22 protein-coding genes, 1 tRNA gene and 1 pseudogene are annotated in these 25,562 nt (G+C 62.8%); 16 read left to right on the forward strand and 8 right to left on the reverse strand.

The window, feature by feature from the left end; translation table 11 throughout:
* The first annotated feature begins 39 nt into the window (after positions 1-39).
* The 10 genes from DDE77_RS14120 to DDE77_RS14165 all read left to right on the forward strand — a co-directional run bounded on the left by DDE77_RS14120 (position 40) and on the right by DDE77_RS14165 (position 10,680).
* Positions 40-918 (forward strand): carbohydrate ABC transporter permease, encoded by an 879-nt coding sequence (locus DDE77_RS14120; protein ID WP_108398131.1) that lies wholly within the window; start codon positions 40-42, stop codon positions 916-918.
* A gap of 26 nt (positions 919-944) precedes the next feature.
* Positions 945-1,805 (forward strand): carbohydrate ABC transporter permease, encoded by an 861-nt coding sequence (locus tag DDE77_RS14125; RefSeq protein ID WP_108398347.1) that lies wholly within the window; start codon positions 945-947, stop codon positions 1,803-1,805.
* 78 nt (positions 1,806-1,883) lie between these two features.
* Positions 1,884-1,958: transfer RNA gene (locus DDE77_RS14130), tRNA-Cys, on the forward strand.
* A 123-nt stretch (positions 1,959-2,081) separates the two neighbouring features.
* A complete protein-coding gene (locus tag DDE77_RS14135; RefSeq protein ID WP_108398132.1) occupies positions 2,082-3,383 on the forward strand; it encodes a PQQ-dependent sugar dehydrogenase in 1,302 nt (433 codons plus the stop codon).
* A 2-nt stretch (positions 3,384-3,385) separates the two neighbouring features.
* Positions 3,386-4,387, forward strand: a complete 1,002-nt coding sequence (locus DDE77_RS14140; protein ID WP_210204401.1) for an ABC transporter substrate-binding protein — start codon at positions 3,386-3,388, stop codon at positions 4,385-4,387.
* A gap of 26 nt (positions 4,388-4,413) precedes the next feature.
* On the forward strand, positions 4,414-5,160 hold the full coding sequence (locus tag DDE77_RS14145; RefSeq protein WP_245895271.1) for an ABC transporter permease: 747 nt from the start codon (positions 4,414-4,416) through the stop codon (positions 5,158-5,160).
* The gene (locus DDE77_RS14150; protein ID WP_108398133.1) at positions 5,139-5,849 is read left to right on the forward strand and encodes an ABC transporter ATP-binding protein; all 711 of its coding nucleotides are present in this window, start codon (positions 5,139-5,141) and stop codon (positions 5,847-5,849) included. The genes DDE77_RS14145 and DDE77_RS14150 overlap by 22 nt, the downstream gene beginning before the upstream one ends.
* 74 nt (positions 5,850-5,923) lie before the next feature.
* Positions 5,924-6,436 carry a hypothetical protein gene (locus DDE77_RS14155; RefSeq protein ID WP_157959836.1) on the forward strand — a complete coding sequence of 171 codons (513 nt, stop codon included), beginning with the start codon at positions 5,924-5,926 and terminating at the stop codon, positions 6,434-6,436.
* A gap of 109 nt (positions 6,437-6,545) precedes the next feature.
* The gene (locus tag DDE77_RS14160) at positions 6,546-7,955 is read left to right on the forward strand and encodes a FecR domain-containing protein (RefSeq protein ID WP_170116528.1); all 1,410 of its coding nucleotides are present in this window, start codon (positions 6,546-6,548) and stop codon (positions 7,953-7,955) included.
* A 43-nt stretch (positions 7,956-7,998) separates the two neighbouring features.
* Positions 7,999-10,680: an EAL domain-containing protein gene (locus DDE77_RS14165; RefSeq protein WP_108398136.1), complete on the forward strand. Its 2,682-nt coding sequence runs from the start codon at positions 7,999-8,001 to the stop codon at positions 10,678-10,680.
* A 134-nt stretch (positions 10,681-10,814) separates the two neighbouring features.
* On the opposite strand, the gene DDE77_RS14170 is transcribed toward DDE77_RS14165, so the two are convergent.
* The 4 genes from DDE77_RS14170 to DDE77_RS14185 form a co-directional block, all read right to left on the reverse strand.
* Entirely contained in the window at positions 10,815-11,228 is a 414-nt protein-coding gene (locus DDE77_RS14170) for a VOC family protein (protein WP_245895273.1), read from the reverse strand.
* A 75-nt stretch (positions 11,229-11,303) separates the two neighbouring features.
* Positions 11,304-12,572: an RNA polymerase sigma factor gene (locus tag DDE77_RS14175; protein ID WP_108398138.1), complete on the reverse strand. Its 1,269-nt coding sequence runs from the start codon at positions 12,570-12,572 to the stop codon at positions 11,304-11,306.
* Positions 12,569-12,943 carry a YciI family protein gene (locus DDE77_RS14180; protein ID WP_108398139.1) on the reverse strand — a complete coding sequence of 125 codons (375 nt, stop codon included), beginning with the start codon at positions 12,941-12,943 and terminating at the stop codon, positions 12,569-12,571. The genes DDE77_RS14175 and DDE77_RS14180 overlap by 4 nt, the downstream gene beginning before the upstream one ends.
* 78 nt (positions 12,944-13,021) lie before the next feature.
* Positions 13,022-13,942 (reverse strand): EamA family transporter, encoded by a 921-nt coding sequence (locus DDE77_RS14185; RefSeq protein ID WP_108398140.1) that lies wholly within the window; start codon positions 13,940-13,942, stop codon positions 13,022-13,024.
* A 210-nt stretch (positions 13,943-14,152) separates the two neighbouring features.
* Between DDE77_RS14185 and DDE77_RS14190 the strand changes: the two genes are divergently transcribed.
* From DDE77_RS14190 to DDE77_RS14215, 6 genes and pseudogenes are all read left to right on the forward strand, one after another.
* A complete protein-coding gene (locus DDE77_RS14190; protein ID WP_108398141.1) occupies positions 14,153-15,214 on the forward strand; it encodes an aldo/keto reductase in 1,062 nt (353 codons plus the stop codon).
* Complete coding sequence (locus DDE77_RS14195) at positions 15,207-15,890, forward strand: fumarylacetoacetate hydrolase family protein (RefSeq protein ID WP_108398142.1); 684 nt, start codon at positions 15,207-15,209, stop codon at positions 15,888-15,890. Before DDE77_RS14190 ends, DDE77_RS14195 begins: the two co-directional genes overlap by 8 nt.
* On the forward strand, positions 15,890-16,978 hold the full coding sequence (locus DDE77_RS14200; protein WP_108398143.1) for an ATP-dependent DNA helicase: 1,089 nt from the start codon (positions 15,890-15,892) through the stop codon (positions 16,976-16,978). The genes DDE77_RS14195 and DDE77_RS14200 overlap by 1 nt, the downstream gene beginning before the upstream one ends.
* Positions 16,975-17,865 (forward strand): transglutaminase family protein, encoded by an 891-nt coding sequence (locus tag DDE77_RS14205; RefSeq protein ID WP_108398144.1) that lies wholly within the window; start codon positions 16,975-16,977, stop codon positions 17,863-17,865. The genes DDE77_RS14200 and DDE77_RS14205 overlap by 4 nt, the downstream gene beginning before the upstream one ends.
* A gap of 351 nt (positions 17,866-18,216) precedes the next feature.
* Positions 18,217-20,004, forward strand: a pseudogene (locus tag DDE77_RS14210) (cation:proton antiporter domain-containing protein); the annotation flags it as partial.
* A 678-nt stretch (positions 20,005-20,682) separates the two neighbouring features.
* Positions 20,683-21,111, forward strand: coding sequence for an RrF2 family transcriptional regulator (locus DDE77_RS14215; protein WP_108398146.1), 429 nt, complete (start codon positions 20,683-20,685; stop codon positions 21,109-21,111).
* 234 nt (positions 21,112-21,345) lie between these two features.
* Here the strand turns inward: DDE77_RS14215 and purU are convergent, their stop codons facing one another.
* From purU to DDE77_RS14235, 4 genes are all read right to left on the reverse strand, one after another.
* Positions 21,346-22,200, reverse strand: coding sequence for a formyltetrahydrofolate deformylase (purU, locus tag DDE77_RS14220; protein ID WP_108398147.1), 855 nt, complete (start codon positions 22,198-22,200; stop codon positions 21,346-21,348).
* Between the two features lie 305 nt (positions 22,201-22,505).
* Positions 22,506-23,315, reverse strand: a complete 810-nt coding sequence (locus DDE77_RS14225; protein ID WP_108398148.1) for an ABC transporter permease subunit — start codon at positions 23,313-23,315, stop codon at positions 22,506-22,508.
* The gene (locus tag DDE77_RS14230; protein ID WP_108398149.1) at positions 23,316-24,278 is read right to left on the reverse strand and encodes an ABC transporter permease subunit; all 963 of its coding nucleotides are present in this window, start codon (positions 24,276-24,278) and stop codon (positions 23,316-23,318) included.
* Between the two features lie 123 nt (positions 24,279-24,401).
* Complete coding sequence (locus DDE77_RS14235; RefSeq protein WP_108398150.1) at positions 24,402-25,550, reverse strand: ABC transporter ATP-binding protein; 1,149 nt, start codon at positions 25,548-25,550, stop codon at positions 24,402-24,404.
* Positions 25,551-25,562 lie beyond the last annotated feature (12 nt).

Raw genomic sequence — 25,562 nt, forward strand, 5'->3', positions numbered from 1 at the left:
TTGCGAGCCGCCGGACCATCTTCCAGGGGCCAAAGCACCATGATCAGGAACCAACGCCGCGAATGGGCGGTCGCTTTCCTTCTCGTCCTGCCGTTTTTGCTGACCTATGGCGTGCTGTTTGTTTGGCCAACCATCCAGATGGTGCAGCTCAGCTTCACCGACGCGCCCCTGATCGGGACAGGCGAATGGGTGGGTTTTGAAAACTACATCGAGATGTTCGATGATCGCCGGTTCTGGACCGCGTTCAACAACACGGCCTATTTCGTTGTCCTGACCGTTATTCCCAATACGCTGATCGGGCTGGCGATCGCCATGATGGTGTCGCGCCTTAAGGGCTGGCAGCAGAGCCTGATCCTGGCAATGTTCTTTCTGCCCTATATCCTGCCGGTTTCGGTGGTTTACCGTATCTGGAACTGGATGTTCAACGTGCAGTTCGGCATCCTGCAATACCCCATCAGCTTCTTTGCGGGGGAAACCATCAACGTATTCCGCACCCAGTGGATGTTTATGCCGGCCGTGGCGCTGGTGACCATCTGGTGGACTTGCGGGTTCAATATCCTGCTGTTTTTGGCCGGCCTGCGCTCGATATCGCCCGATATCTATGAAGCCGCAGCGCTCGACAATGCCAATCGCTGGACTATTTTCCGCAAGATCACCTGGCCCTTGATCTGGCCGGTGACGGCGCTGGTCTTGACCATCCAGCTGATTTTGCAGCTCAAGATTTTCGACCAGGTTTACCTGTTCGTGCAGGGCGGGCGGCCTGATCCGTCCATGGTGATGGTGCAGTATATTTATACCATGGCGTTCCAGCGCAATCAGGGTGGCTATGCCGCCGCCATTGCCGTGGCGCTGTTTGTGATCGTGATTGTGTTTTCCGTGCTGCAGTTCCAGCTGCTGCGGGCCCGAGGTGAAAAATGAGCGTGGCACAGCAAGAAGCAGGAACGATGACCTCGGCCCAGACAGCCAAGCGTGGGCGCTCGCGTGGATGGGATTTCGGAGCGCTGCTCTTGACCCTGGTGACGGTGGTGTTCGCCGTGCTTTGGGCCTTCCCGATCTATTGGGCGCTGGTGACGACGCTCAAGCCAGAGTCGCAGGTGATCGGCAAATCGCTCGATTTCCTGCCGCGCACCTGGACCTTTGATGCTTATTGGCACGTGCTGGTGAATACCCAGATCGGGCGGTGGTATCTTAATTCGCTGGTGACGTCGGTTGCGGTGACGGTGCTGACGTTGGCGATCAGCGCGGCAACGGCCTATGCGCTGAGCCAGCTCCGGTTCCCCGGGCGCAAGCTCATCTATTACACGATCCTCGCCAGCTTCATGGTTCCAATCGCGGCCCTGATCGTCAACCACTTCATCCTGATGGCGCAGTTTGGGCTGATCAATAATTGGCTCGGGGTGATCTTTCCGCAGCTGATCCACCCTGTGGTGATCATTGTCTACAAGAACTTCTTTGACTCCGTGCCCAAGGAGTTCCGCGAGGCGGCCAAGATGGATTCAGCCAGCGAATGGCGCATCTTCACCCGCATCTACCTGCCCATGAACTGGGGCATCACCACGGCGCTGGCGATCGTCACCTTTATCGGGGCGTGGAACAATTTCCTGTGGCCGTTCCTGGCCGTGTCCAGGCCCGAGATGATGAACGTGGCCGTTGGTATCACGCAGGTGAACGACGCCTTTGGGGTGGCCTATGCGCGCGAACTGGCGGGTGCAATCCTGGCGGCGCTCCTGGTGGCGGTGCTCTACCTCATCTTTCAGCGGCGCGTGACGCAGGCCATCATGCTGTCGGCCGGTATCAAGGGCTAGGCGGCGCTAAGGAACGGTTTATCCTCGTTGCTGCCCAGCATTGACGGGGATAAGCCTGATCCGTACCAATACGAGCATGGCCTCGTGGCGGAGGGACACGCAGGGGATTGCAAATCCCCAAACCCTTGGTTCAAGTCCAGGGCGAGGCCTCCATTTTCCCCTTTCGCGCAAAAAACGGCGGCTGCTGAAGCGCCGCCGTTTTCCCATCCTTAAGGCTGGTCAAGGGCCATCGCTGATGCCAAAAGACTGCCTAGGCTCGCCAATCAAGAGGCTTTCATGACCGAGACTTCCCTTTTCGCCCGTGTTGTTGCAGCTGTCGGGGCTGTTGCCGTTGCCGTTCGGCACCGGGGCGATGGTCCACGCTCTCCGGTTTATGGCACGACGCCGGCCATTCCCGAGCCCAAGCCGCAGGGTTCGATCCCCACGCTCAAGATGCCAACGGCCAAGGGCTGGGAAGGCGGGCGCACGCCCGTGCCGGCGCCGGGTCTCAAGGTCAATGCCTTTGCCGCCAGGCTCGATCATCCGCGCAACATGCTGGTGCTGCCCAATGGCGATGTGCTGGTGGCCGAATCCATGGGTGAATCGGGCAATCCCAAGACGCTGTTCGACCACGCCATGTCGAGCACCATGAAGCGGGCGCGCGCTTCGGGCGACAGCCCCAATCGCATTACCCTGCTGCGCGATGCCGATGGCGATGGGGTGGCGGAAACCCGCCATGCCTTTATCGAAAATGTGCGCCAGCCCTATGGCATGGTGCTGATCGGGGACACGCTTTATGTGGGCGCGAGCGATGCCGTTCTGGCCTATCCCTATCAGCCCGGCGCCACGCGCATCACGACGCCCGGGCGCAAGATCATGGATCTCGTCCCCGGCGGGCATTGGACGCGCAATCTGATCGCCAGCAAGGACGGCCAAAAGCTTTATGTGGCCGTGGGCTCGCTCAGCAATATCGCCGAGGGCGGGATGGCCGTGGAAGAAAACCGCGCCTGCATCCACGAACTCGACCTCCAAAGCGGCCAGTCCCGCATTTTTGCCGGTGGCCTGCGCAATCCGGTGGGCATGGCCTGGGAGCCGTCCACTGACACGCTTTACACCGTGGTCAATGAGCGCGACGGCTTGGGCGATGAAACCCCGCCCGATTACCTGACCTCCGTGCGCGATGGCGGCTTTTATGGCTGGCCCTATAGCTATTGGGGCCAGACCGTGGATGATCGCGTGCCGCAGGATGCCGCCAAGGTGGCATCGGCCCTTGCGCCCGACTTTGCCCTGGGCGGGCATACCGCATCCCTGGGCTTGTGCTGGCTGCCGCAGGGCACGCTGCCCGGTTTCCCCGCGGGCATGGCCATTGGCCAGCATGGTTCGTGGAACCGCTCGACGCTGAGCGGCTACAAGCTGGCCTTTGTTCCATTCGAAAACGGCAAGCCCACGGGCCTGCCGCGCGAAATCCTCACCGGCTTCCTGTCGCCCGACGAGAAATTCTCCTATGGCCGCCCGGTGGGCGTGGCGCTGGCAGCCGACGGCGCCGTGTTGATGGCGGACGATGTGGGCGATGTGATCTGGCGCGTGACGGGCGCTTGAGCGTGACGGGGAAAACAGCTGTGCTGCGTTTGGGCGTGCTGCCGGTTTTCGCCTCCGTTCTGGCGGGTTCGGTGGCCGTGGCGCAGGAGGCTTTGCCGACCCTTCTTGTTGGTGTGCAGGAAAGCGGCACCGTTCAATGGGAAATCGAGACCATCGAGGCGCTGGAACTCGACCAGAAGCATGGGCTGGATCTCGAGATCCGGCCCTTGGCCGATAGCCGGGCAGGGCAGATCGCGCTGCAGACCGGCGCCGTGGATGTGATCCTTTCCGATTTCGTTTGGGTGTCGATCCAGCGTGGGCAGGGCAATATGGTCGCCATGGTACCCCACTCGCTTGCCGTGGGTGGGCTCATGGTGCCGCCCGATAGTGCAATCAAAACCGTGGCCGACCTCAAGGGCAAGAACATTGCCGTGGCCGGTGGGCCGGTCGACAAGAATTGGGTGATCCTCCAGGCCTTCTACAACAGCGTTACCGGCGGCGTTCTGGCCGATGAGGCCAGTGCCCGGTTCGGCGCGCCGCCGCTCGTCAATGAATTGCTCGCAGGCGAGCAGGCCGATGCGGGGCTCAATTTCTGGCAATGGAATGCGCGGCTCAAGGCCATGGGAATGAACGAAGTTCTGCCCGCAGCTGAGATGTTGCGCGAGCTGGGCGTTTCCGAACAACCGCCGCTGCTGGGTTGGACCTTTACCGATGCAACAGCCGAGACCAAGAGCGAGGCCCTGACGCGGTTTCTCGATGCTTCGTTTGAAGCCAAGGCGGTTTTGCTGGAGGATGACGCCGTTTGGGATGGGCTGCGCGACCTGATGGGCGCGGCGGATGACCAGGCGCTCTTTGCGCAGCTGCGCGATGATTATCGCGCGGGCATTGTGCGCGGATATGATCCCGAGCATGTGGAAGCCGCTGAAGAGGCCTTTGCGCTTTTGGCGCGCCATGGCGGCGCTGATCTGGTGGGCGAGCAAACGGCGCTGGAGCCCGGCACCTTCTGGGCGGGATACCGGAAATAAATCGGAGCGCCGGACAGCCCTTGCGCGTGGAGCGACTGCTCGAGATTGTCTCGCTGCCGCTCCTGCTTCTGCTTTGGCAAATCCTGGCCATGGTGTTTACCCATCGGCTGTTTCCCTCGCCAATCGATGTTGCGCAAACCATGTGGGATTTGGCGGCCGGAGGTCGCCTGCTGCCGGATTTAGCTAAAACTCTCGCACGTGCGGGGGCGGGGTTCGTTTTGGCCATGGCGTTGGGGACGGCGCTTGGCATTGTGCTGGGCCGGGTGCGTTGGCTGGATCGCCTCTTTTCGGGTTGGCTGCTGGTGGGGCTCAATCTGCCCGCCATTGTCGTAGCCATCGTGCTTTATATCTGGCTGGGGCTGACGGAAACGGCGCTGGTGCTGGCTGTGGTGATCAACAAGATGCCGCTTGTGGCGACCACGATCCGCGAGGGCGTGCGCAGCTTTTTGCCCGAATATGAGGAACTGGCGCAGGCGCTGCGCCTGCCGTTGGGGCGCAAGCTGGGTCGCGTTTACCTGCCGCAATTGCTGCCCTTCGTGCTTGCCGCGGCGCGTACCGGGCTTTCGCTGATCTGGAAAATCGTCCTTGTGTTCGAGGTGCTGGGGAGCGATGGCGGCATGGGATACCGGGTGGGCGTGTTGTTCCAGTTTTTCGATATCGCCGGGATTTTGGCCTATACGACAGCGTTTATCCTTGTGGTGCTGCTGCTGGAGCATGGCTTGTTGCGCCCGCTGGAGCGGAGGGTGCTGCGATGGCGCGCGGACCCGGCTTAAGCCTTCAAATCGCCGAAAAGCGGTTTGCCGGCAGTGCCGAGCCGCTGTTCAGGGATTTGCGGCTCGATGTGGCGCCGGGAAGCGTGGTCGCAGTGCTGGGCCCATCGGGGGTGGGCAAATCAACGCTTTTGCGGCTGGTGGCGGGGATTGATCGGGCGTTTTCCGGCGCCATCACCATTGATGGGCGCCCGGCGCGTGAGGCAGCGCCGCCCGGCTTTGTGTTCCAGGATGCGCGTTTGCTGCCCTGGTTGACGGCTGCAGGCAATCTTCGGCTGGCAGCGCCGGACCTCGATGAGGCACGGGCAGAGCAGCTGCTGGGGCAGGTAGGCCTTTCCGGCGCGGCCGGGCTTTATCCCAGGCAATTGTCGGGTGGCATGCAGCGGCGTGTTGCCCTGGCGCGGGCCCTGGCGCCTGGCGGGGGCCTGCTGTTGCTTGATGAGCCTTTTGTGTCGCTGGACCGCGCCCTGGCTGATGACATGCACCAATTGTTGCGCGATGTTTTTGCGAGCTCGCAAGCCAGCGTGCTGCTGGTGACGCATGATCCGCTTGATGCGGCGCAATTGGCGGATCGTGCTCTTGTATTGGGCGGTGGACCGGCGCGTATCCAGAAGGATGTGGCTTTCCCCATTGGGCGAGCGGAGCGAGACGGGAGCCTCGTCCGCAATTATGCAAGTCAGCTTGGCGCCTAGCTTTTTGGCCTTTGTTCGCTTTTGGTTAACCATAAAAGTGCAAGATGGCCCTGTCGATCGATGGGATTACTTTGATGCGCGTCCTTGCTCTTGCCTTCGCCTTTTTGCCCTTTTGCGCCGGCGCCGCATTGGCCGGTCCCATGCCGGTCTTGCCTGATTTGCCGCCACTGCCCGAGATTTCCGGGACGATCGATAGCGGCGGGTTCTATGCGGGCGTGCTTGCGGGCTGGGGCGGTGGCGCTGCAGTCGAGGATGGGCTGGAGGCGGGCATTGTAGTGGGGGCGACCATGCCGGCGGCGGATCTGCTGATCGGGGCCGAAGCCCTGCTTTCGGGCAATCTGCACGGGGGCGGCGCCATTGAGGCGGGGCTGCGGCTGGGCTTTCCGGTGGGCGACAGCTTTGCCCTCTTCAGCACTGCAGGACTGGGTTATGATTTCGACCGGGATGCCTTTGCCGTTTTGGGCTTTGGCGCCGAGGCCGATCTTGGCGATGACTGGCTCCTGCGCGCCGACTATCGCGCCAATCTCGATCTCAGCGGTGAAGCCATTAGCCATCGCATTTTGAGCGGCCTTGTTAAGCGCTTCTAAACCCAGGTTTTCGCAAGCCATGACAGGTGCTTAAACCTTAAGCATTCGGTAGCCTAACGCAGCCATAGTCCCACCCAGCTACAAGAAATGAAGCTTGGGAGTGGCTGAAGTGCCAAAGACCATTTTATCGGGCATTGCTGTTGCACTGGCCTTGGGATTGAGCCTCACATCCGCGCTGGCTGATGAGTGGACCGCCGTGCGACTGCGCGGCGGTGTGTTTGCGCTGGAAAACGGCGCCTGGGTGCAGCTGAAGCGCGGCAGCGTGGTGCCCGATGATCGGGTGATCAAGAGTGCGCCAGGCGGGCGGATCACCCTGGTGCGTGGGGCGGAAACGATCGAACTTGGGCCCGACACCACCGCGCAGATCGAGGATCGGTCCGGGTTCACCACGGTCTACAATCACGAAGGCACGGTTGGCGTGGATGCCGAAGCGCGCAATGTGCAGCATTTTGCCGTGCAGACGCCGTTTCTGGCCGCCGTGGTCAAGGGGACGGCATTTACCGTTCAATCGACGCGTCGCGATTCCACGGTGACGGTGACGCGCGGGCGGGTGGAGGTCGAGGACGAGAATTTCGGCACCAGCGTCAGCGTGGGGGCGGGCCAGCAGGTTGCGTCCTCCGATGCAGAGCCGATCACTGCCGAGGTGATCGTCGCGGCTCCCGCCAATGCGCCACAGCCGCCGGCGCCGGCCTGGGAGCAGCCGCGTGTGGAGCCCGTGCGCACGCCCGAGCCGGTGAATGCCGGGAATGGACGAATTGAGCCGAACAGCGGCGATAATTCCGGTCGTGGGAACAACGGCGGGAATAGTGGGGGCAACCGGAACGACGGTGGCAACCGCGATGATGGCGGCAATGGAAACAGTGGAAACGGCGGCGGGAACAACGGCGGCCAAGGTGGCGGCAATGGTCAGGGCCGTGGGACCGGGAACTCCGACAATGGCGGAGGACACGGCAATTCTGGTCATGGCAATGGCAACGGCAATTCCGGTCAGAGCAACAGCAACGGACACTCTGGTCACAGCAATGGCGGCGGGAACGGGAACTCCGGCAATGGCCACGGCAATGGTGGGGGGAGTGGGAACGGAAATTCCGGCAATGGCAATGGCCACGGCAATTCCGGTCAGAGCAACAGCAACGGACACTCTGGTCACAGCAATGGCGGCGGGAACGGGAACTCCGGCAATGGCCACGGCAATGGCGGAGGGAATGGGAACGGGAACTCTGGCAATGGCCACGGCAGTGGCGGTGGGAATGGAAACGGGAACTCCGGCAATGGCGGGGGGAATGGCAATTCCGGGAATGGGAACGGAAACTCTGGGAACGGCAATGAGAGCGGGAGCTCCGGCAAGAGCAATAGCGAAGGACGCGGGAACTCCGAAAGCAGCAATGGCAATAGCGGGGGGAACGGAAATGCTGGCAATGGGGGCGGCAATTCCGAGAACGGCGGCGGGAACGGCGGCGGCAATGCTGGCGGGAACGGCGGCGGGAACGGGAACGGCAATGGCGGCGGGAAAAAGTAAGATGTTTACGCTAGCCCGCGTTTTTATCCCGCTGGCGGCGTAAGTGCGCGGGGCGCTCAGGGCAGGTTTGGTTTTTGGGCTCTTGCTGGTGGTATTGGTTGCCGGCTGGCTGGGCGTCTTTCTTCCGGCGGATCATGCTCTTTCGGGCCTGCGCTTCCGGGCCACCGACCGTGCGCCGAGCGGCGAGATCGTGCTGGTGGAAATCGATGGGCAGAGCCTTGCAGGCGTCGGGGTTTGGCCCTGGCCGCGCAGCGTGCACGGGGCAATCCTTGACAAGCTCATGGATGCCGGCGCGCGCGAGGTGGTGTTCGACGTCGATTTCAGTGCTGCCTCGAGCGAGGAGGAGGATGCGCTGTTTGAAGCGGCGCTCGAGCGGGCGGGGGGCTATGCCTTTCTGGCTGCGTTTCGGCAGCTTTCGGGCAACCAGATCATTCTGAGCTACCCGCTGGCGCGGTTTGCGCAATATGCCTCGGCCGTTCTGGTGAATGTGGAAACCGAGCAGGACGGGCTTCTGCGCAAGGTGCCGGCAGCGCTTTTGCGCGATGGCAGCCCTATTCCATCCATTGCCGTGGCGCTGGGGCAGCCGGATGGAGCGCTGCCCCAAACAATCGAGATCGACTTTGGCATCGACCTCAACCGCGTTGATCGCATCTCGGCCATTGATCTGCTGGAGGGCAAGATCAACCCGGGGCGGATCGTGGACCGGCAGGTGGTAATCGGGGCGACGGCGATCGAGTTGCGGGACTTCTTCAGCGTGCCGCGCTTTGGCATTGTTTCGGGGCCCATGGCGCAGATTGCCGCCGCTGAAACGGTGAAGGCGGGGCGGTCGCTGCAGTCTTATGGCCTGTGGCCGGCGCTTGCCGTGCTGGCGCTGCTGGGCCTTGTGAGCATCGGGCAGGGCGGCGCATGGTCGCCGCGGCGGCAGGCTGTTCTGGCCGTTTTCGTGGCGCTGGTAACCGAAATTGTTGCCTGGCTCGTTTTGCGGCAATGGGCGATCGGCTTTTCGACGGCGCTTGTTCACGCTGGGCTCGCGGGCCTTGTGATGCTGGCGTTCCTTGATGAGCGTGCCGTGCGGTTCCGGCAGCACCAGCGGGTCAGGGCGCAGCGGGCCTTGATGCAGCATATGCTGGCGCAGGTGGTGACGGATAATTTCAACGGCATCCTCGTGGTGGATGAAACGGGCACCATAGTTGCAGCCAGCGATGCGGCAGCGGCGATCCTGGGGCGGCAGGGTGAGCTGGTCGGGCAGGCGCCGGGCGCCGTCCTGCCGGCGGAACTGGGAGAATGGCTGGGGCCAGGGGTAAGTGGCGCCCAGCAATACCTTTGCCGGATCGGTTCGCGCGAGCGGATCCTTGATGTGGTAGCGACGCGGTCGCCGCTGGCGAGCCCCGATGGGGCGGCCGAGCAGCGCGAGGTGCTGTGCATTACGTTCAAGGATATCACCGAGGAGCGGCGCCAGGCAGAGCAACTGAGCTATCTGGCGAGCCATGATGCGGTGACGGGTGCGCTGTCGCGCTATGCGCTGGAGGAGCATATTGCGGGGCAATTGGGCAAGGTTCCGGCTGTTACGGCTGTGCTGGTGCGCTTGGACCGATTGCGCAATGTGAGCGCGACACTGGGGCACGATTTGGCTGATAGCGTTTTGTGTGCGGCCTATGAGCGGCTTCACACGCATCTGGGCGTGCCGGTGGGTCGGCTGGGGAGCGATCTTTTTGCGTTTTGCTGGCCCTTTGGCCTGGGCGAGGGGGAGCTGGCCGAAGAATTAGGGCGGCTCGGTGCCGCGCTCGAGGCACCCTATGAGATCAACGAGCATATCGTGGTGCTGGGTGCGCGGTTCGGTGTGAGTTCAACGCGTACGGCGCAGGGCGGAGCGTCTGATCTTTTGCAGCAGGCCGAGATCGCGCTGCGCAGCGCGTCGGATGCGGGTTTTGCGGTTTATACAGCGTCGGAGGGGGAAAAGACGCGGGCACAGCAAGCGCTCGATATCGCTATGCGGCGGGCGCTGGAGCACCGGGAATTCTTCCTGCTGTATCAGCCGCAGATGGCGCTCGAGAGCGGCGAGATGGTGGGCGTCGAAGCCCTGGTGCGCTGGCAGGATCCCAAGCGGGGCCTTGTATCCCCGGCGGAGTTCATTCCCCTGGCTGAAGAAACCGGGCTTATCATCGCCTTGGGCGAATGGGTGCTGCGCGCGGCCTGCCAGGAGGCGGCATCGTGGAACTGGAGCGGGCGGCTTTCGATCAATGTTTCGCCGCTGCAGTTCAAGCTGGCCGATGTGGTGGAGCTGGTGGAAGATGCCACGCGGCAGTCCGGCTTTCCTGCCAGCCGACTTGATATCGAGATCACCGAGGGGCTTTATGTGGGCAATGACAGCGCTGTTATCGCGGCGCTGGAGCGCTTGCGGGAGATGGGCTGCAAGATCGCCATTGATGATTTCGGCACGGGCTATTCTTCCCTGAGCTATCTTTCGGCGCTGCCTGCCGACAAGATCAAGATCGACCAGAGCTTTGTGCGCAGCCTGCCCGATCCGGGTAGCGAGGCTATTGTGGAAACCATTGCGGCCATGGCTGGGCGCTTGGGCTTGTCCGTGATCGCCGAGGGCGTGGAGACGGCGGAGCAGCGGGATTATCTGCGGGGGCTGGGGTGTCCGGTAGGGCAGGGATATCTGTTTAGCCGTCCGGTGCGCGCGGAGGAGCTGGGGCTCAAGGCGTTGCCAATCGCGGTTTAGATTTGGGCTGTAGGGAAGCTAGCTACGGCTCATCGTCATTACCCGGCTTGTCCGGGTGGTCCATTTCTGCCTGAGGTAGAATGGATTGCCCGGACGAGCCGGGCAATGACGGCTTCGGGACGGTCTGAGGAGGGTTAACTCCCTGCGCCGTCCTGCTGAACGGACTGGCCGATGGCCCAGGTGATGCCGAAGGGGTCCTTGAACTGGCCGTAGATGTCGCCCCAGAATTCTGTCTTGAGCGGGGAGGTAATTGTGCAGCCTGCGGCGATGGCGCGGTCCCACCACATCTGGGCATCGTCGACATGGATGTGGAGGTTGAACCCTTGCGGGGCGACCGGAGAATGGCCGTGGTCGGGGAAGAAGTCACAAAGGAACATTGGAGTGCCGTTGATGTCGATCTGGGCGTGCATGAGCCGGCCGCTGTCCTGGGCCGGCAAGGCTTCGCGCTCGATGGCGCCCAGGGCTTGCACGTAGAAGTCGATCGCCTTGCGAGCGCCATCGACATAAATATAGGGCGTCACGCCGGTCTTAGGGCGGAATTGACTCATGTTTGGGTCCTCCAATGCTTGTTCCATGCCCCTATGACGAAGCCAAATGGCGGCGTTCGACAGCCTCCTTTTGATTTATTTCAGCGCCAGGAGAGGCGATGGGGGCGTGGGCTTGCCCAGCCGGTCAATGTGGCTGCGGATATGGGCGGCTTCCGCCGGAGTGCCGGCCAGAGCCATGGCGCGGCAGAAGGCTTCGCGCGCCTCATCGATCCGGCCGAGCTGCGTCAGCAGGCCCCCACGCACGCCATGGAAATAGAAATAGGTGTAGAGCCGATCGGACAGCGGCTCGATCAGGGTAAGGGCCGCGGCGGGTCCTCGAGTTTTGCCCACGGCGACGGCGCGGTTGAGCGTAACGACGGGCGATGGCTGGAGCGTTTCAAGCGTCTGATAGAGGCGGTCGATGCTCCACCAGTCTGTTTCGGCGGCGCTCGATGCCCGGGCGTGCTGGGCTGATATGGCGGCCTGCACCTGGTAGATGCCGGGCTCGCGGTGGCGCAGGGCCTTTTCGACGAGCGCACGGCCTTCGGCGATCATGCCGGCATCCCAGAGTTCGCGGTCCTGATCTTCCAGCAGCACCAATTGACCTGAATTATCGATGCGGGCGCGGTTGCGGGCGTGCTGGAGGAGCATCAGCGCACAAAGGCCCATGATTTCGGGTTCGCTGGGAAAGAGGCGCAAGAGCAGGCGGCACAGGCGAATGGCTTCGTCGCACATTTGGGCGGCGCCGGGGTCGGAATGGCCGCGGGAATAGCCTTCGTTGAAGAGGAGGTAAAGCATGACGGCGACATTGCCCAGACGCTCGAGCCGCGTCTGCCTATCGGGCGGATCAAAGGCGACGTTGCCATCGGCAATGACGCGCTTTGCGCGGGTGAGCCTTTGCTCCATGGCCGCTTCGCTTACAAGGAACGCCCGGGCCAGTTGCTTGAGCGGCACGCCCGCCACGATGCGCAGGGCCAGGGCGATCTGCGCATTGGCGGGCAAGTCGGGATGGCAGCAGGTGAACAGGAGCCGCAGGATGTCGTCGCGGTAGTGCGCGCCATCGAGGCGCTCGGCGAGGCTGGTTTCGGTGTCCTCGGTGTCCGACAGCTGTTCTTCGGGCGGCAGGGGAACGTTGCGGCTCCGCTTGCGCAGCGAGTCGACACCCGAATTGCGGCCCACAAAGATGAGCCATGCCGTCGGGTCGCGCGGCGGCCCCTTGAGCGGCCAGGTGCGCACCGCCCGCAGGCACGCCTCCTGGAACGCTTCTTCGGCCAGATCGAGATTGCGGAAATAGCGCAGCAATGCGCTCAGCGCCCGGGGCCGTGCCGATTGGAGGGCAGCAGCGATCCAGGCATTGTCGGTCATCCGTCCACCTCGTTGGTGTTGTAGTAGCCGACGGGGCGGATCTCATAGGAGCCGAGCCCCGGATTGGCGACAGCGAGGTCCTTGGCGAACTGGATGGCTTCCTCGAGGCTATCGCAGTCGACGATGTAGAACCCGAGGAACTGTTCCTTGGTTTCGGCAAAGGGTCCGTCGATGATCAGCGGTTCGCCCGAGCCTTTTCGCAAGGTGGTGGCCGATGTGGTGGGCAGCAGGCGCGCGACGGGCCCGAGCTTGTTCTGGACGCGCATGGTGTCCTGGACCTTTTCGAGGCGCGCCATGCAGGCGTCGTCTTCTTCCTTGGTCCAGGCGGAAACAGCGTTCTCATCGTTGTAGCAGAGGATGGCATATCGCATCGTGATCCCTCGTCGTTGTGATGACGAGCGACTATGCCCGAAACAGACAGCGGCGGAAGGGGAAAATGGGGCGCTTCGTCAACCCACCGGGGGTGGCGTGTTGCGCGCGATGGTCACCGTAGCGCCCAGGGACGCCACGATGATGGCGGCAATACCGGCTATTTGCCAGAGGCTGAGCGTTTCGCCCAGGACAAGAAGACCCATGAGGGCTGCCAGGGCTGGTTGGCCGCTCATCAGGATGCCGAAAAGGCGCGAGGGGATGTGGGGCAGGGCGACCATATCGAGCGCATAGGGAATGGCGCTGGACAGGAGCGCAACGCCCAAGGCGATCGGGAGGATGGCGGGGTCGAGCAGCGTGGTGCCGGCCGTCGTGATGCCAAAGGGCAGGGCAATGATGGCGGCGATGGAAACGCCTAGGGCCGTGATGTGCGGGCCACCGCCTGTGCCGGCGCGCTGGCCAAAGATGATATAGCCGGCCCAGCAGCCGCCTGCGGCCAGGGCAAGAAGCACGCCCACCATGCTGAAATGTTCGGAGCTTTCGCCCAGGGGCAGGAGGGCGGCAAAGCCGAGAACCGCCATGGCAACCCAGAAGAAATCGAGCGGTTTGCGCGAGCCGGCCAGGGCGACGGCAAGGGGGCCGGTGAATTCAAGGGCAACGGCGATGCCCAAGGGGATGCTCGACAGGGCAGCGTAGAAAAAGAGGTTCATGGCGCCCATGGTCGCGCCATACAGCAGGACTGCGCGCCATTGGGCCGGATCGAGCTTTTGGCGCCAGGGACGGAAGATGAGCAGGAGCACAAGGGCGGCGAGCGTCAGGCGCAGCGTGGTCGCGCCGGCGGCGCCGACATGGGGGAAAAGTCCCTTGGCAAAAGACGCGCCGGTCTGGGTGAAGATCATGCCCAAAGTGATGAGTGAAACGGACAGGGGAACGGACGGGGTGCGCACGGGGAGGCTTTCGCTGGGATGGGCGTGCTTAGCAGGGTTATGGGCGGGCGTCATCGGGCGTCACATGTCGGGTCGTCACCCTTGGGCCTGACCCAAGGGGTCTACACTCGCGCGTTGATAGGCAAGTATAGAGCCCTCGGGTCGAGCCCGAGGGTGACGATTGGTGGGGGGCAGCGACACTGTGTTCATGAACTGCGTCTGCCCGATTGACCCGACTCCCAATGCGCTTTAGCGCTAGAGCGCCAGAACAAAGGAGGAATGCCGATGGAATATCGTTATCTGGGCCGTTCGGGGTTGAAGGTTTCGACGCTGACCATGGGCACGATGACCTTTGGCGGGTCGGAGCGCATCGGCAATACGGCGCAGGACGATGCGACGCGCCAGATCGACATGTGCCTCGATGCCGGGATCAACCTCCTCGACACGGCCAATGTTTATAATGCCGGTGTTTCCGAGGAAATGATTGGGGTGGCGCTGAGCGAGAACGGGCGGCGCGAGCGGACGCTCCTAGCGACCAAGGTGCGCTTTCGCATGGGTGAGGGGCCCAACCAGGTGGGCTTGTCGCGCCACCATATCATCGAGCAGTGCAAGGCAAGCCTCAAGCGGCTCAAGACCGACCATATCGACCTTTATCAGGTGCATGAATGGGACGGCATGACGCCCATCGAGGAGACCATGGAAGCGCTCGATACGCTCGTGCGCCATGGCCATGTCCGCTATATCGGCTGTTCCAATTATTCGGGCTGGCACATCATGAAGGCGCTGGCCGCGGCCGGCGAGCGCAAGGGCGAGCGCTTTGTTTCGCAGCAGATCCATTACACGCTCCATTCGCGCGAAGCCGAATATGAGCTGATCCCGATCACGCAGGACCAGGGGCTGGGCGTGCTGGTGTGGTCGCCGCTCGCCGGGGGCTTGCTTTCGGGCAAGTACCGCCGGGATGGCGGGCCGAAATCAGGCCGGCATGTGGGCGGGTTCCGCGAGCCGCCGGTTTATGATTGGGAAAAGCTCTATGACATTATCGATGCCATTGTGGCCGTGGCCGATGCGCGGGGCGTTTCGGGCGCGCAGGTGGCGCTGGCGTGGCTCCTGGGCCGGCCGGGCGTGACATCGGTCATCATTGGAGGGCGCTCGGACGAACAGTTCCGGGATAATCTGCTTGCCGCCGAGCTCAAGCTCACGGCCGAGGAGCGGGCGCAACTCGATGCGGCAAGCCAGCCGCCGCTGCTCTATCCCTATTGGCACCAGTCGTTTACCGCCCAGGATCGCCTGGGCAAAATCGATCTCGACCTGATCGGACCTTACGCAGAGGACTTCAAGCGTGGCTGATTTTTTGTTTGAGCCGCATGCGCCGGTGACCGTGCCGATTGCGCGCGGTGGGCTCTTTGCCGTGCGGCGCGTCTATTGCGTGGGGCGAAACTACGTCGAGCACATCCGCGAGATGGGCAATGACGAGCGCGAGCCGCCGTTCTTTTTCAGCAAGCCGGCTGATGCTGTGGTGGTGGGAGGCGCTTCGGTGCCCTATCCGCCGCAGACGGCGGATCTGCACCATGAGATCGAGCTGGTGGTGGCCATAGGCAAGGACGGGCGCGACATTGCCGTCGCCGATGCGTTGACCCACGTCTATGGCTACGCGGCCGGGCTCGACATGACGCGGCGCAATCTGCAGGCCGTCGCGAAAAAGGCCGGGCGGCCTTGGGAAATGGCCAAGGCCTTCGACTATTCTGCGCCGATTGGGACGATCGAGCCAGCCGACGCGATTGGACATCCGGACAAGGGCGCGATCACGCTCAGCGTCAATGGGGAGGTGCGCCAGCGTGGCGATCTCTCCGAGCAGATCTGGAGCGTGGCAGAGGCAATCTCCTACCTTAGCGGCTTTGTCCAGTTGCGGGCGGGCGATCTCATCATGACGGGTACGCCCTCAGGCGTTGGCGCCGTGGTGCGCGGGGATGTGCTGGAAGGCACGATCGAGGGTGTGGGCACCGTGCGGACGATGATCGCTTAATGCCCGCCTGGTCTCCCCAGCAGGATGCGGCGCTCAAGGCGGTTTCCGCCTGGCTCAAGGACAAGAACGGTCCGCAGGTGTTTCGCCTGTTTGGCTGGGCGGGCACCGGCAAGTCGACACTGGCCGTGCATCTGGCGCAGGACGTCCGCTCGGTGAAGTACGCAGCCTTCACCGGCAAGGCAGCGCTCGTCATGCGCAAGCGCGGTTGCAAGGGCGCCCAGACCATCCATTCGCTGATCTATACGCTGGTGAGCGAAAAGGACGGCGAGCCGCGCTTTGTCTTGGATGATGAATCCCCGGCCGCCGACGCCGATCTCATCGTGATCGATGAGGTGTCGATGGTGGACGAGCAATTGGGCAAGGACCTCCTGTCCTTTGGCGTCAAGGTGCTGGTGCTGGGCGATCCGTTTCAGCTGCCGCCGGTTCAGGGAGCGGGGTTTTTCACGGCCGACGAGCCCGATGTGATGCTGACCGAAATCCATCGGCAGGCGGCGGACAATCCGATCATCCACCTCTCCATGCAGGTGCGCGAGGGCGGGTTCCTCGAGCGGGGGAGCTATGGGGAATCCATAGTGGTGGGCCGCGAGCAGGTGGATCGCAATGCGGTGCTCGACGCCGACCAGGTGCTGGTGGGGCGCAACAAGACGCGGCTGCAGTACAATGACCGACTGCGCGAGCTCAAGGGCTTGCCGTTCCATGAGCCGGTGGTCGGCGATCGCATGGTGTGCCTCAGGAACAACCCGCGCAAGAAGCTGCTGAACGGGCAGATCTGGATCGTGACGGAGGCCACACGGCGCCAGAACGGCAAGTGGAGCTTGTTGCTGGGTGCCGATGAGGGCAAGGGGGAAGCCAAGGTGCTCACCCACAAGGCCTTCTTTTCGGGCGAGGAGGATGCCATGGGCTGGCCCGAGCGGCGGCAGTTCGACGAGTTCACCTTTGGCTATTGCCTGACCGTCCATAAGGCGCAAGGCTCGCAATGGGACAGCGTTTATCTTTTTGACGAGAGCTTTGTGTTTCGCGAAGAGCGGGCGCGCTGGCTTTATACCGGCATTACCCGCGCCGCTGACAAGATCACGGTTGTTTCTTGACCCTGCTTTCGGTTCACCACGAGACGGTTTATCGCTATGCGCGCCCGGTAAAATTTGGCGAGCACCGGATGCTGCTGCGCCCGCGCGACAGCATGGAGCAGACGCTTGAAAGCTTTTCGCTGTCCATTTCGCCGCGACCGGCTTCCGTGCGCTGGATCCATGATGTGTTCGGCAATGGCATTGCCATAGCCGAGTTCGCCGAAGGGGCCGAGGAGCTGCGCATTGTTGCCAGCATGGTGCTGGACCATACACCGGACCTGGCGCCCAATTTCGAGATCGAGAACCGGGCCAAGAGTTTTCCGTTCGATTATGGCGATGTGGATGCCATTGATCTCGCCCCCACGCTGCGCCGGCAGTTTCCCGAAGATTGGGAGGTCGAGCACTGGGCGCGGCGGTTTTTGGACCCCCGGGGCACGACCGATACGGGGCATTTGCTGGCCAATATTACCTTTGGCATCAAGGAAAGCTTTCGCTATTCTCGCCGGACGGAACCGGGCACGCAGCGCCCGCTGCGAACGCTGGAAACGCGGCAGGGCACGTGCCGTGACTTTGCGCTCTTGATGATGGAGGCGGTGCGCTCGCTCGGCTTGGCCGCGCGGTTTGTCACGGGATATCTTTATTCCCCGGCACGCGACGGAGAGCACAAGGGGGGTGGGGCAACCCATGCCTGGTGCCAGGTCTACCTGCCGGGCGCGGGATGGGTGGAGTTCGATCCAACCAACGGGATCATCGGCACGCGCGATCTGATCCGGGTGGGCGTGGCGCGGGAGCCGCAGCAGGCAATCCCGATCGCGGGCACGTTTATCGGCGGGTGGAATGATTTCCTTGGAATGGACGTGGAAGTTGTGGTGGAGCAGGTGCGCTCCTTGCAGGATGGGATGGGGTGAGCGCCCGGGCGCCTTCATGGTGAGGGGGACGGGAACGCCGTTCGCCCGGCCTGTGGTTCAACGGGCTTACCATGAGGGCTCCTGCGGTTTGGCGCTGATGTGGTTCTTGCATTGGCGGCGCTCACGGCGCGGGTAGTTCATAGCCCCGACTGCACAATCGCGCGTCTTGCATGACCGGCCAGCCATATCCCGACGAGGGCTTTAGGTTTTACCGTGGCTCGCCAACTGGTGCCAAGTTGGCCATTTTGCTGACGTTTTCGCCCACCACAACGCTTGCGCGTAATCTCAGCATACCGCATCTTGGTAGTCGAGATTTCCCCCTTACATCTGCCCGTATTTGCAGGAGGCAAAATGCACCACGACACACCCCTGATCTCAACGATCGTCGCGGGTCTGGTGCTGGCTTATATCCTGGGGATGGTGGCCAACCGGTTCAAGATGCCCCCGCTTGTAGGCTATCTGGTGGCTGGGGTGCTGGTGGGGCCCTATACACCGGGCTTTATCGCCGACCAGGCGCTGGGGCTGGAGCTGGCGGAAATCGGCGTGATCCTCCTCATGTTCGGGGTGGGGCTGCATTTTTCGCTCAAGGATCTGATGAGCGTGCGCTCGCTCGCCATTCCCGGCGCCATTGCCCAGATTGCGCTGGCGACCCTTTTGGGTTTGGGGCTGGCGCTCCTTATGGGCTGGAGCCTGGGCGCTGGCATCATCTTCGGCCTTGCGCTGTCCGTTGCTTCCACCGTGGTGCTTCTCAAGGCGCTGCAGGATCGGCGGCTGATCGAGACAGAGCGGGGGCGGATCGCCGTCGGCTGGCTGATCGTGGAAGACATCGCCATGGTGCTGGCGCTGGTTCTGATCCCGGCCTTTGCAGGGCTGGGTGCAGGCGAAGCGCAGATCCATGATCCCTTCGTTTCGTTTGTGGAACGCATCCTGGGCAGTGACGTGGGGATCTGGGGCGTTCTGGCGCTGACCCTGGTCAAGCTTGCGGCGTTTGTTGGCTTTATGCTGGTGGTGGGGCGCCGTGCCATTCCCTGGACGCTGCATTTGACGGCTCATACGGGCAGCCGGGAGCTGTTCCGGCTGGCGGTTCTGGCGATAGCGTTGGGCGTTGCGCTGGGCTCGGCGGTGCTGTTTGGCGTGTCGCTGGCGCTGGGGGCGTTTTTTGCCGGCATGATCCTGTCGGAAAGCGAACTCAGCCACCGTGCCGCGCAGGAGACCCTGCCGCTGCGCGACGCTTTTTCCGTGCTGTTTTTCGTGTCGGTGGGCATGCTGTTTGATCCCAGCATCATCCTCACCAACCCCCTCCCCGTGCTGGGCACGGTTTTCATCATCATCATCGGCAAGTCGGCTGCGGCCTTTGCCATAGTGGTGCTGTTCAAGCGTCCGGTGGCGACGGCTTTGACGATTTCGGCGTCCCTCGCGCAGATCGGCGAATTCTCCTTCATCCTGGCAAGCCTTGGCGTATCGCTCGCCATTTTGCCGCCCGAGGGGCAGAACCTTGTTCTGGCCGGTGCGCTGATCACCATTATTCTTAATCCCCTGGTGTTCTGGGCGGCCGATCTGGCGCGGCCAATGGTGGAGGCGCGGGCGGCCCGGTTCCGAGCCCATCAGATGGAGCGCGATGGGGTGGTGCGGATCGAGCCGGGTGAGGCGCCGGCCGCGGCGAGCGGGCCGCTCACCACCGACGCACCCACTGCCGCGGCGATCGACAGCGGCGCTGCGGGCGCGGATGACGATGTACCCGAGCCGACGCAACAGACGGGCCATACCGTGCTTGTGGGCTATGGGCGAGTGGGGCGCGTTGTAAGCGAAGGCATGCTCCAGGCGGGGGCGCCGCTGGTGGTCATCGAGGATTCCGATCATTCGGTGGCTGCGGCGCGGCAAACGGGCATTGAAGTTGTGGTGGGCAATGCTGCAAGTGGCGATGTGCTGCGGCTGGCCAATCTTCCAGCAGCGCGATGCCTGCTGATTGCCATTCCCAACGGCTATGAGGCCGGTTCCGTGTGCGAGGCTGGGCGCAAGCTCAATCCTGAAATCCGCATCATTGCGCGGGCGCATTCGGACGAGGAGGAAGCCCATCTGCGCGGCTTTGGCGCCGATGAGGTGATCATGGGCGAGCGCGAGATCGGGCTGGGCATGCTGGCGCTGCTGGATGGCCGGAGCGACCGGCGAGCCGCCGAGGCGGTTGCCGCGGCCGCGGCGACGCAGCAGCCGGTGCGCGATGATGTTATGCAGGCTGCTGGTGCTGTTGCGCCGGTAATTGCCGCCCAGGCTGAGCCTGTGGAGGCGCAGCCTGAGGCGCCGGCGGACGGAGCGGCAGATGCTCCAAGTAATGTCGAGGCGGTGCTGGCTGCTGATATCCCAGGGCTCGATACGCTGGAGCCGGAGGATTTCGCGCCTGATGCCGATCTGGCGGTCGCAGCGCCCCAAGTTCCGGAAGCCGAGTTGGTGCCGGTTGAAGTGGCGTCAGAGCCGGAGGCGATTGCGGCTGAAAGCCCCGAGCCCAAGTTGGCTGAAGAGGCTGAGTCGGTCGAGGCGGATGAGCCGGCAGTTCCCGTTGAAGAGATCGTGGTGCCGGTCATGCCCGTGAGTGCTGGCGGCCCGGTGTTCGTGGAGCCGACGCCCGTGCTGGCGCATGACATGGCCGATCTGGTGTCGCCAGCAGCGGAGGAGGGGCAGGAGGTAGAGGCGGTTGTGGAGGCCGTTGACGATGCTCCACCGGCAGCGTCTGCCGAGGGCGAAGAGCGGGAAAACGATGTTCCCCCTGTTGTGCCGGAACCCAGGAGCTAGCGCCGTGCCGCACCGGACCATGCCAAGACAATGATTTCGCAAAAAGCCAAATATGCCCTGCGTGCCCTGGTGTCCCTCGCCCGTGCTGGGCGGGGCGAGACCATGATGATCGGGGAAATCTCCAAGCAGCAATCAATTCCCAAGAAGTTCCTGGAGCAGATCCTGCTTGAGCTCAAGCGAGCCGGGTTTGTCGCGAGCCGGCGGGGACGGGCGGGGGGCTATGAGCTATTGCGGCCGCCCGAGCAGATCATGTTCGGGGAAGTGCTGCGGCTGATCGATGGGCCCATTGCGCCGCTGCCGTGCCTTTCCAAGATCGCGTACCGTAAATGCGAGGATTGCCGGGACGAGGAATCCTGCGAGATCCGGCATGTGTTCGAGCGCGTGACGCTGGCAACGCGTGCGGTGCTGGACCAGACGACGCTGGCCGACTCGTTGCGGCTGGAGGATTTGCCGGTCTAGGGGGGCCCACCTAGCCTCCCCCTGGGAGGGGGAGGGACCGCGCAGTGCGTGAGGGAACAATAGCTTCAACACTGCGGGGGTCGTCCCGGCCCTGAGACCGGATCCATCTCGAGATGTTTCCGCAGCCGCAAGGTGATTGGTGCCCGGCTGATACCATCCAGTCCTGTTCCCATCTCAGGACGGGCCCCGGCTCAAGGCCGGGGTGACATCGGGGATGGGGAGAGATCTTGTCAGTTAGCCAAACACCACGGTCTTTTTGCCGTTCAGCATGACGCGGCTTTCCAGGTGCAGCTTGACGGCGCGGGCGAGGACGCGCGATTCGATGTCGCGGCCGGCGGCGACGAGATCGTCGGGGCTGAGGGCATGGGTGACGCGGGCGGTTTCCTGCTCGATGATCGGGCCTTCGTCCAGGTCGGGGGTCACGTAATGGGCGGTGGCGCCGATGATCTTGACGCCGCGCTCATGGGCCTGGTGGTAGGGCTTGGCGCCCTTGAAGCTGGGCAAGAATGAGTGGTGGATGTTGATCACCTGCCCGAAGAGGCGGGTGGAAAGATTGTCGGACAGCACCTGCATGTAGCGCGCCAGAACCACGAGATCGGCGCCGGTGCTCTTGACCAGCGAGAGGACCTGTTCTTCCTGTGCGGCCTTCGTTTCAGGCGTGACGGGCAGCAGGTGGAAGGGGATGCCCTCGGCTTCGGCGAGCTTGCGGGTGGTGTCATGGTTGGAAATGATCGCGGCAACTTCTGCGTCAAGCCAGCCCACCTGGATTTGGTAAAGCAGGTGGCGCAGCGTGTGGTCGAACTTGGAGACCATGATGACGATGCGCTTCTTGCGTGCTTCGTCCACCAGATTGGTTTTCATGGAGAAGCGCTCGATGGGGGATTTGAGCGCACGCTCAATCGTGTCGCGGTCGACGCCCTCGGGGGCGGTGAAGGCCAGACGCATGAAGAAACGGCCGGTTTCGCGGTCCCAGAACTGGTTGGACTCAGCGATATTGGCGCTGAGCGCAGCTAGTTCCGTGGTGACGGCGGCGACGATGCCGGGGCGGTCGGCGCAGGAAAGGGTCAAAACGAAATTGGCCGGGGACATCGCACACTCCAGGGAAGGTCGGAGCGGTTTTCAATGGCTTGGCGCTGTTCGTCAAGCCCAGACAAAAAGGGCTGCCCCTTGCGGAGCAGCCCTTCTCTTGAGTCTTAGGCCTCGAGGCCTTTGGAGGTGTGCTAGACGGGCATCCCCATAGCCAGCACTTCAAATCCAAGACCTTCTACGAGAACCGTAATCTCATGAGACACTGGATCACCTCCTTTGCATTTGTTGAACATGAAGGGAGAGTGCCCCCGTTTTTCCCCCGTGTCCAGTCACACATTTTTGCAGATCCAAGGCCTTGAAATGGCTCAGGCCCGCATCTTCCTAGGGCGCGAGCGCAGCTGGAACAGGGTGGCGCCCAGAACGCCCAGAGCGACAATGCCGATGATGATGGTGGCCAGAGCATTGACGTCCGGCGACACGCCCAGGCGCACCTTGGAGAAGATCACCATGGGGAGCGTGGATGAGCCGGGGCCGGACACAAAGCTTGCGATCACGAGGTCATCAAGCGAGAGGGTGAAGGCGAGAAGCCAGCCCGAGACCAGTGCCGGGGCGATGATGGGCAGGGTTATGTCGAAAAAGACGCGGATCGGGGAGGCGCCCAGATCCATGGCGGCTTCCTCAAGGCTGAGGTCAAGATCGGAAAGGCGCGACTGAACCACCACGACCACATAGGCGGTGCAGAAGGTGGAATGGGCAATTATGATGGTGAGAAGGCCGCGCCCTGCGGGCCAGCCCAGCGTTGCTTCCATGGCCACGAACAGCAGGAGCAGTGCCAGCCCCGTGATCACGTCGGGCATGACGAGGGGGGCGGAGGCTGTGCCGGCAAGAACGGTGCGGCCGCGGAACTTGCGGAAGCGGACGAGGGCCACGGCGCAGAGCGTGCCCAGCACCAGGGCAATGCAGGCAGCGGCAAAAGCGACCTGAGCACTGCGCCAGGCCGCGTCCAGCAATTGCCGATCGGCCAGGAGCGCGCCGTACCATTTGGTGGAAAAGCCCGACCAGACGGTGACGAGATTGCTTTCGTTGAACGAAAACACGACGAGCGAAATGATGGGCGCATAAAGGAATGCAAAGCCCAGGCTTGCTGCGATGGGAATAAACCAGCCGCGCCGCATCTATTTGGTCCTTTCGCGATCCTGCACCGCATCCTGCGCCTTTTGGAGGAGCATGATGGGGATGACGACAACAATCAGCATGGCCACTGCCACAGCGGAGGCGCGCGGCCAATTGGTGTTGCCAAAGAACTCGTCCCAAAGGACACGGCCGATCATCAGCGTGGATGGGCCGCCTAGGAGCGAGGGGATGACGAATTCGCCGATCGCGGGGATGAACACCAGCATGGAGCCGGCGATGATGCCGGGCATGGACAGGGGCAGGGTGATGGTGAGGAAGGTGCGCAGGGGCTTGGCGCCCAGATCTGCGGAGGCTTCCAGCAGCACGCTGTCGAGCTTCACCAGATTGGTGTAAAGCGGCAGGATCATGAAGGGCAGATAGGAATAGATTATGCCGACATAGACGGCAAAATCGGTCTGCATCATCACCAGCGGCTCGATGCCGAATAGCCCCAGGAACTGGTTGATGACACCATTGCCGCGCATGAAGCCGGTCAGCGCATAAACGCGCAGGAGAAACGAGGTCCAGAACGGCAGGATCACGAGCATCAGCAGGACATTGCGCCACTGGTCGGGCGCGCGCGCAATGGCATAGGCCATGGGATAGCCGATGCACAGCGTGATGATGGTGGAGATCAGCGCGATGCGGATGGAGGAGACATAGGCCGAGACGTAGAGCCCGTCGGTGAAGAGGCGGATGTAATTGTTGAGGTGCAGGGTGAGTTGCACCGTGCCGTCTTCATTGGTGAGGAGCGGGGTATAGGGCGGACGGCCGAACTGCTTGACCGTCAGCGAAATGCCGAAGACGACCAATAGGGGGATCAGGAAAAAGACGGTGAGCCAGATGGCGGGCGCAGCAATCACCAACGCCTTGCCGGAAAGGCCGATCGCGGCCAAGGCGCGCTCAACCGCCGTCCAGGGGCGGCGGCGGCGCGGAGCCGGGGATTCGGTGTCATAGCTGGACATGGGGCATCCCCGCAGAAGTAGACCTCATCCTGAACATGTCGAAGGACGAGGTCGTGGCACGATGGGTGACAGGCCCTCGTGGTTCGACAGGCTCACCATGAGGGCAAACGAGCTTGGCGCCCATCATACCGTCAACACCGATCCGGCGCTGTCGCCCCAGCTGAGATAGACCTGTTCGTCCCAGGTGATGGCGTCGGGATTGCCGCGGACCGTGTTGGTCTGGGTGACACGGATGTGCTTGCCGCTTTCGAGACGGATTTGGTAGACGCTCATGTCGCCGAGATAGCCGATTTCCTCGACAATCCCTTGCGTGACATTGGCGTCTTGCGCGTTTTCGGGCTTGTCGCGGCTGAGCATGATCTTTTCGGGACGAATGGCCCACCACAGGATCTGGTCGGGGGCGCAATCGACGCCGTGGCCGACAAAGATATCGCAGCCCAGCTCGGCTGAGCGGATGCGGACATGGTCCGGCTCGTCCTCGATGACGATGCCTTCCACCATGTTGACCGAGCCGATGAAGCCGGCGACGAATTTCGAATTGGGGAATTCATAGATGTCAGTGGGCTCGCCGATCATGGCGATCTCGCCATAGTTCATCACCCCGATGCGGGTGGCCAGCGACATGGCTTCTTCCTGGTCGTGCGTCACCACGATGAAGGTGACGCCCAGGGTTTCCTGGATCTTGACCAGTTCGAACTGGGTTTCCTCGCGCAGCTTCTTGTCGAGCGCGCCCAGGGGTTCATCGAGCAGCAAGAGCTTTGGGCGTTTGGCGAGGGCGCGGGCCAGGGCCACGCGCTGGCGCTGGCCGCCCGAGAGCTGGTGCGGCTTGCGCTTGCCGTAGTCCTGCAGCTTGACGAGGGCGAGCAGTTCCTCGACGCGCCGGTGGATCTCGTCCTTGGGAAGGTGATCGCGTTTGAGGCCATAGGCGATGTTCTGTTCCACATTCATGTGGGGGAACAAGGCATAGCTCTGGAACATCATGTTGACGGGGCGGTTGTAGGGGGCCACGTCCGTCATATCGACGCCGTCGATCTCGATCGTGCCCGATGTGGGTTGTTCGAAGCCGGCCAGCATGCGCAGCAAGGTCGATTTGCCCGAGCCCGAGCCGCCCAGAAGGCAGAACAGCTCGGACTTGAAGATGTCGAGCGACACATCGGAAACGGCATAAACGTCACCAAATTTCTTGGTGACGTTCTTGATGCGGACAAAGGGCTTGGCGTCGGGATCGCGCCAAGGGCGGGTGTCGGCTGCGATCTGGGGCTTCTTGGCCATGTCAGTCCCTAG

Source organism: Devosia submarina, from assembly GCF_003056345.1.
Taxonomy (GTDB): Bacteria; Pseudomonadota; Alphaproteobacteria; order Rhizobiales; family Devosiaceae; genus Devosia; species Devosia submarina.